The 6485-nt window shown below is 42.4% G+C and carries 9 protein-coding genes; 7 read left to right on the forward strand and 2 right to left on the reverse strand.

The features are described from left to right. Positions 1-111 precede the first annotated feature (111 nt). From LOZ91_RS05105 to LOZ91_RS05120, 4 genes are all read left to right on the forward strand, one after another. Positions 112-1098 (forward strand): malate dehydrogenase, encoded by a 987-nt coding sequence (locus LOZ91_RS05105; protein WP_005168672.1) that lies wholly within the window; start codon positions 112-114, stop codon positions 1096-1098. A 174-nt stretch (positions 1099-1272) separates the two neighbouring features. Further along, complete coding sequence (locus LOZ91_RS05110; RefSeq protein WP_005094053.1) at positions 1273-1533, forward strand: DUF2789 family protein; 261 nt, start codon at positions 1273-1275, stop codon at positions 1531-1533. 88 nt (positions 1534-1621) lie between these two features. Next, complete coding sequence (locus tag LOZ91_RS05115; RefSeq protein ID WP_244782757.1) at positions 1622-1876, forward strand: DUF2789 family protein; 255 nt, start codon at positions 1622-1624, stop codon at positions 1874-1876. Positions 1877-1991: 115 nt separating this feature from the next. Further along, positions 1992-2249 carry a DUF2789 family protein gene (locus tag LOZ91_RS05120; protein WP_005094049.1) on the forward strand — a complete coding sequence of 86 codons (258 nt, stop codon included), beginning with the start codon at positions 1992-1994 and terminating at the stop codon, positions 2247-2249. 89 nt (positions 2250-2338) lie between these two features. On the opposite strand, the gene LOZ91_RS05125 is transcribed toward LOZ91_RS05120, so the two are convergent. Both LOZ91_RS05125 and LOZ91_RS05130 read right to left on the reverse strand, forming a co-directional pair. After that, positions 2339-2866, reverse strand: coding sequence for a hypothetical protein (locus LOZ91_RS05125; protein ID WP_100355120.1), 528 nt, complete (start codon positions 2864-2866; stop codon positions 2339-2341). A 70-nt stretch (positions 2867-2936) separates the two neighbouring features. Beyond that, complete coding sequence (locus LOZ91_RS05130; RefSeq protein WP_100355119.1) at positions 2937-3539, reverse strand: 2OG-Fe(II) oxygenase; 603 nt, start codon at positions 3537-3539, stop codon at positions 2937-2939. 117 nt (positions 3540-3656) lie between these two features. On the opposite strand from LOZ91_RS05130, the gene rlmJ reads away from it, so the two are divergent. From rlmJ to LOZ91_RS05145, 3 genes are read left to right on the forward strand one after another with little or no spacing between them, the layout of a single operon-like run. Continuing rightward, positions 3657-4514, forward strand: a complete 858-nt coding sequence (gene rlmJ / locus LOZ91_RS05135; RefSeq protein WP_005094045.1) for a 23S rRNA (adenine(2030)-N(6))-methyltransferase RlmJ — start codon at positions 3657-3659, stop codon at positions 4512-4514. Positions 4515-4552: 38 nt separating this feature from the next. Next, positions 4553-5374: a CDP-diacylglycerol--serine O-phosphatidyltransferase gene (gene pssA / locus LOZ91_RS05140; protein WP_005094042.1), complete on the forward strand. Its 822-nt coding sequence runs from the start codon at positions 4553-4555 to the stop codon at positions 5372-5374. Positions 5375-5392: 18 nt separating this feature from the next. Continuing rightward, positions 5393-6469 (forward strand): DUF6670 family protein, encoded by a 1077-nt coding sequence (locus tag LOZ91_RS05145; RefSeq protein WP_244782753.1) that lies wholly within the window; start codon positions 5393-5395, stop codon positions 6467-6469. The last annotated feature ends 16 nt before the right edge of the window (positions 6470-6485 follow it).

Consider the following 6485-nt stretch of genomic DNA (forward strand, 5'->3'; position numbering starts at 1 on the left):
CTTTTATATGCATCCGGCAAAGGATTGGAGTACAATCTTTCGCGTTTACGATTATTAGATTAAATACTAACTATTTAATCGCGTTGAATATCCTCAATTGGAGATAATTAGATGAAGCAAGCAGTTCGTGTTGCCGTTACTGGCGCTGCAGGTCAAATTGGTTACAGCCTATTATTCCGTATCGCAAGCGGCGAAATGCTAGGTAAAGATCAACCAGTGATTTTGCAATTGCTCGAAGTTCCTTTTGAGAAAGCTCAGCAAGCGCTTAAAGGCGTAATGATGGAGCTTCAAGATTGCGCATTCCCGCTACTAGAAGACATGATCGGTACTGATGATCCTAAAGTTGCATTCAAAGATGCTGACTACGCGTTATTAGTTGGTTCACGTCCACGTGGTCCAGGTATGGAACGTGCTGATCTGCTTAAAGTGAACGGCGAAATCTTTATCGGTCAAGGCCAGGCACTTAACGAAGTTGCGAGCCGTGACGTTAAAGTTCTTGTTGTAGGTAACCCTGCGAACACGAATGCTTACATCGCGATGAAATCTGCTCCAGATCTTCCAGCGAAAAACTTCACTGCAATGTTACGTCTTGACCACAACCGTGCTGCATCTCAAATTGCTGCTAAAACCGGTAAAGCGGTTAAAGACATCAAAAATCTTACAGTTTGGGGCAACCACTCTCCAACAATGTATGCTGACTACCGTTTCGCTACAATTAATGGCGAAAGCGTTAAAGACATGATTAACGACCAAGATTGGAATGCAAACACATTCCTTCCGACTGTTGGTAAGCGTGGCGCTGCCATCATTGAAGCGCGTGGTTTGTCTTCTGCTGCTTCTGCTGCAAACGCTGCAATCGATCATATGCGCGATTGGGCTCTTGGCACAAATGGCGAATGGGTAACCATGGGTATTCCTTCTGACGGTTCTTACGGTATTCCTGAAGGCGTTATGTTCGGTTTCCCTGTAACGACTGAGAACGGTGAATACAAAATCGTTCAAGGTCTAGAAATCGACGAGTTCAGCCGTGAGCGTATCAATGTTACATTGAACGAACTTGAAGAAGAGCGCGCAGCGATTGCTGACATGCTTAAATAATTTGATCGTTTAGATTAAGTTGAAAGAGCACTCCATTCGGGGTGCTTTTTTTATCTCTCTATTTTTTTGATGAACAAAAAATAACATGCTGTGATGCAGCAGCAACTGAATCTTGCTTAGGCTTGGACTAAGCTAAAAAACATAAATAATCCAATAAAAGGCGAGGTGAAGAAGATGTTTGATCAACACCCAACGTTAGAAATGTTTTTTCAGCAACTTGGATTGGACTCGAGTCCCGAGGCGATTGATGAGTTTATCAAGACCCATCAAATTGGCATGGACGTGCCTTTGCACAAGGCGCCGTTCTGGTCGAAATCCCAGCATGATTTCCTGATTGGTCAGTGGAAAAAAGATGATGAATGGGCAATTTTAGTTGATGTCCTGAATGAACAATTACATAGCGAAGCCCAAGGTTCTGGGTCATGTGATTTATAAATGAGTATTTAAGGATTTATGCCAGTTCTTATTTTAGGGATGGTAAAGGTCTTATTTTTAGTTTAGAGCATATAACAGGAGCAAGTGGATCATGTTCGAACAACAGCCAACTTTAGAATTATTATTTGAACAATTGGGTTTGCCTTCTGATGAAGCCGCAATTAATGAATTCACCCATACCCATCAGTTGCCATCTGAAGTCGCTTTACCGGATGCCGAATTCTGGAGTGAGGGCCAAAGTGCATTCTTACGCGAGCACTGGCATCAAGATGATGAATGGATTGTGATTATTGATAAACTGAACCAGCTGTTACATGTCGAAAGTGACAAGCAAAGTGTTTAAATTATAGTCTACAAAAAGAAACAACAAACCTAGTCAAATGACTAGGTTTTTTTTGTCTTATCTTATAAGTTAGATCTATAAATAATTACAATTTATCTGATATAAGGAGGGCGACATGCTCATGAAGAACCAACCATCCTTAGAAATGTTATTTTCTCAACTCGGTCTGGCCAATAGCGCTGCTGCCATTGAGTTGTATATCCGGACTCATCAACTTCCAGCAGGCCTGTCCTTGCATGAGGCACCATTCTGGAATAAATCCCAGCGTTCATTATTGATTAGTCATCTGGTACAGGATGATGATTGGGCAATCTGGGTGGATGAGCTGAACCAGCAATTACACATGGATGCCTACAGACGTCAGCCTGCTTAACTGTGTTATATCTTGGTATTACTTAAAAAATGAAAGTGATGCTCAAAAGAAAACGCCTCAAATGAGGCGTTTTTTTGACGCTGTTAAGCTTAATGCATTTTACTTTTTAATATTTTGATAAACCATTCCTGCTGACGATAATCACTAAAGGCATGATGCTGCTGCAACAATTCCAGTTCACATTCAGCCGTTTTGGTGTATTTACCTAACCAGTGACGTGTCAGGGCCGGCTCATTTTTACTGGCACTGGCATAGGCCAGTAAAAAATAAATATCGCCATGTTCATAACTGGCCATCGGCTTAAGAATTTGCTGGGTAATCAGGGCAAAATGCTGCTCTTTGGTCAATTCAAAAAACATCATATAAGCCTTGGCCAGATGCAAGGATAAATTGATATACATGCGCAGCGGCATTTCTTCAAATTCCACCCGGCCTTGTTCAAGTAAGACAATCGCTTCTTGCAGGAAATGTCGCTGTTCCTGACGCAGCTCACTTAAAGTCACCAGCTGTAAACGAAGATCAGCACGTTCAAGCGTTAATTCTGGCGTATTGCCTTTTAAGTACAATTGGTCAGTTTCACCCAGTCGCTCAATAATCTGCTTGGTTGTTAATCGCATCAACGCAATCCTCATTTCTCAATAATGCCTATATGAGGTTAAAAAAATAAATTTAAAGCATGAGCGAGCATTAGACTAGGGCTGTATCGCTTCTTAACCAGGCCGTAATGGATAGACGTTGCTGTTTGGAAATTAAAACTTCATGTAACAAATCACTCTGGAACAGTACAATCCGGTTCGGCTGTGGCTGAATAATATGCCACTGGCCATTTTTATCTTGCAGACGCAATTCACCCCCCCAATCTGCCTGCCATTGTTCATGCAGATAATACACACTGGAAATCATTCGGCCATTTTTAGCTTTAGGATTGTCACGATGCAGCGCATAAAACTCGCCAGCGTGATAGCAGGCAAAATGTGCTTCGATTTCTTTAATGCCTAAATAAAACGCGCGGTTTAAAGCTTGAGAAAACTGTTGCAGGGTTTGGGTGTGTAGGTGGGAAATTTGAAATTCAGGTCGTAACCAAAGAATATGATCACTACGGATGTTGCTGACGACGCCATTTTGAATGGCTGCATTACGAAATTCGTTTAAGTGGCTTAAGCATTCCTGACTTACCGCATGTTGATATTCACTAGAATAAGCATCGTCAACAATACTAAAGCCATGTTGATCTAAATCATCTAAGATTTGATCAACATTCCAATCCCCTGGGATGATAACAGCTTCCATTTTTTTCAATTCTCGATAGTGTGGCAAAACAGGTTCGCTATTTTAGTGTAAGAATCGTGCCTGAACGAAACTATTTTTCATGTTAAAATAGCTGTTGATATTAGGAATTAATGAAACATGAATTACCGTCACTCTTACCACGCAGGCAACTTTGCCGATGTCATGAAGCACGTTTTATTGCTTCAGTTGTTGACTCGACTGAATGCAAAAGACAAACCTTATCGCTATGTAGATACACATGGTGGTGCGGGTAAATATGATTTATCGACTGCTGAAGCGCAAAAATCTGGTGAGTTCTTAAACGGTATTCATCGTCTTGTTAAACTGGATGACTCGATCAAGCGTAATGCACCTGAAGGTGTACAACAATATTTGAAAGTTGTTGAGAAAATGCGTGAAAACTTTGGTAAGGGTGCTTATCCCGGTTCACCTTGGTTTGCACTAGAAGGCATGCGCGAGATTGATAAAGCGACCATTTTTGAAATGCAGCGTGATGTGTTTCAGCAGCTTCGTCATAATATTTTTGACAAGCGTGCCGGTTTGCATGAGCGTGATGCTTATGAAGGTCTTTTGGGGGTGATTCCGCCGAAAGAAAAACGTGGTCTGGTGATGATCGATCCACCTTATGAGCTTGAGCGTAAAGATTTTCCACAATTGGTAGAATTGCTGGTTGCCGCTTATAAGAAATGGCCGACAGGTGTATTTGCTGTTTGGTATCCAATTAAAGACCGTGCCATGATTGAACGCTTCGAGAAAAAAATGTTCAAGACCGGCATCCGCCGTCAACTGGTGTGTGAAGTCTGTGTATGGCCGGATGACACCCCAGTCGGCTTGAATGGTTGTGGTTTGCTGGTGATTAATCCGCCTTGGAAATTCTCTGAAGATGCAGATGAAGCACTACAATGGTTATTCCCACATCTTCGTATGAGTGAAAATGGTGGTCACGCTGCAGTTCGCTGGTTAGTCGGCGAATAATTTTTTCAAAGCACAGGTCATAGCTAGGATCGACAAGAATGACAAATATAAGCAAACCGGAACGCGACTCATCAAAAGACTTGCCTTTTGATGGCATCACCTTTGAGGTGGAAGAAGAGGAACATACCCAGGAAGGGCAGAAAGTTAAGCGTCGAGGCATCTATCTATGGCCGAACCTGATTACAACCGCTGCGTTGTTAGCGGGTTTCTACTCCATTATTGCCAGTATGAATGGCAATTTCCAGCAAGCGATCTATGCAATTTTTATTGCGGCTTTGCTGGATGGTTTGGATGGGCGCGTGGCGCGTGCGATTGGTGCGCAAAGTCCGTTTGGTGAACAGTTTGATTCGCTTTCCGATATGCTGGCTTTTGGTGTGGCTCCCGCGATCTTGATGTATAGCTGGGGGTTGAGTGATTTAGGCCGGATTGGTCTGGCCGCCTGTTTTGTCTATACCGCCTGTGCTGCTTTTCGTCTGGCCCGTTTTAACGTACAGATTGGCGTGGTAGACAAGCGTTATTTTATTGGTGTGGCCAGTCCATTGGCGGCTCTCATGATTGTTTCGCTGGTCTGGGTCGGTTTAGATTTTCCTGAAATTTTTGATATTCGTGAAGCATCCATTCAGATCATTAACGCCGTTGTCATTATTGCGGTGGGCTTGTTGATGATTTCCAATATCAAATATTATTCATTCAAGACCGTAGAGCGTAAACGCGTTCCGTTTTTTGTATTACCAATTGCCGTATTTGTCTTTGCTGCGATGACTTATAATATTCCTGTCGGCATTCTGGTCATTTCTATTCTCTATGCCTTATCTGGTTTTGTGACCACCTTTATGGCAAAAAGATCGAGTAGATTATAAAAATATAAGGAGTCTGAGATGCGGTTTCTTCAAGATTTTTTAGATCGTTCGAAACAGCTGAATCAGACTCCAACTGTTTCGCATTATCCTGCCTATCATGGCCCCACCTCAAAATATAAGATTATTCATCAAGGTTTGATGATTCCTGGACTTCCGGCGCCGCTGCACTATCTAAATTTTCTCAGCATTATCGGGCAGCCGAATGCACCGATGCTGGCCAATCCCAGTGCAATTCAAACCAACGCACTGGATACCGCTACGGTGATTTGCAGCACGAGTTCGCATATGGTCGGCCAACTGCATCGTTATTCAGTACAGCAGGACTGTAACTTTGATGCTGGCTTATTTCAGTTTTTAGATCGGGAGCAACTGAGTGGGGCCTTTCCTCATTTTCGTTTGCAGCGTTTTGACTCGGAACTCAGTTTCGATTTAAGCATTCATACCACTCAGCTCATTTCCCACTTTAGCCAGGTGAGGTTTTCACTTGCCGAGCACTGGTCTTTGCTGTGCTATTGCCAGGGCACATTAAAATATAAACAACAGACATATAATATTGATAGCCTCGGAAGTTTTGAATATGCACGAAGTTTCAATTTCCCTTATCTGCCTTTGGCCTTCCTGACTTATCAAATTATTAACCTGAGTGAAAACCGGCAGCTACTGTTGGCGCAAATTCGGGATGGAGTGAATAGTATTGTTCAGTCTCGGATGTATTTGCGTGATTTAAACAAGATGCAGACTCAGATGTTTGACCAAAAAGTGTATTTTAAAGTTCATCGTGTCTATCCGCGCGTCACCACGCCGAATGGGCAAAATATGTATTTGCCACGTGAATTTGAATGGTGTTACGAAGCTAAAGATGGTACCTGTATTTGGGTACAAGGGCAAAGTCGCGGTGATTTCAAATTTGGTTTGGCCGCGGGCTATGTTGGAAGTTTTAGTTATCAGGTCAAAATAAATGAAGAAACCGAAAGTGGGGAGGGGGGCTATTGTGAATACATAGATTGTCGGCCTTTACGCTTTCAGGAACAGAATAAAACAGAAAAAAGATTAAGTTATTTATCCAATTCAGTCCCTTTACTGCTCAAGAAATGAAGAAAAGTGCGATTTT

The sequence above is a fragment of the Acinetobacter sp. F-1 genome (assembly GCF_022869025.1).
Lineage (GTDB): Bacteria > Pseudomonadota > Gammaproteobacteria > Pseudomonadales > Moraxellaceae > Acinetobacter > Acinetobacter pseudolwoffii.

What these genes read in the sequence shown, in the direction of transcription:
- LOZ91_RS05145 (WP_244782753.1), top strand. Translation starts at nt 5,393, where the DNA reads ATGCGGTTTCTTCAAGATTTTTTAGATCGTTCGAAACAGCTGAATCAG.
- pssA (WP_005094042.1), top strand. Translation starts at nt 4,553, where the DNA reads ATGACAAATATAAGCAAACCGGAACGCGACTCATCAAAAGACTTGCCT.
- LOZ91_RS05120 (WP_005094049.1), top strand. Translation starts at nt 1,992, where the DNA reads ATGCTCATGAAGAACCAACCATCCTTAGAAATGTTATTTTCTCAACTC.
- LOZ91_RS05130 (WP_100355119.1), bottom strand. Translation starts at nt 3,539, where the DNA reads ATGGAAGCTGTTATCATCCCAGGGGATTGGAATGTTGATCAAATCTTA.
- LOZ91_RS05125 (WP_100355120.1), bottom strand. Translation starts at nt 2,866, where the DNA reads ATGCGATTAACAACCAAGCAGATTATTGAGCGACTGGGTGAAACTGAC.
- LOZ91_RS05105 (WP_005168672.1), top strand. Translation starts at nt 112, where the DNA reads ATGAAGCAAGCAGTTCGTGTTGCCGTTACTGGCGCTGCAGGTCAAATT.
- LOZ91_RS05110 (WP_005094053.1), top strand. Translation starts at nt 1,273, where the DNA reads ATGTTTGATCAACACCCAACGTTAGAAATGTTTTTTCAGCAACTTGGA.
- rlmJ (WP_005094045.1), top strand. Translation starts at nt 3,657, where the DNA reads ATGAATTACCGTCACTCTTACCACGCAGGCAACTTTGCCGATGTCATG.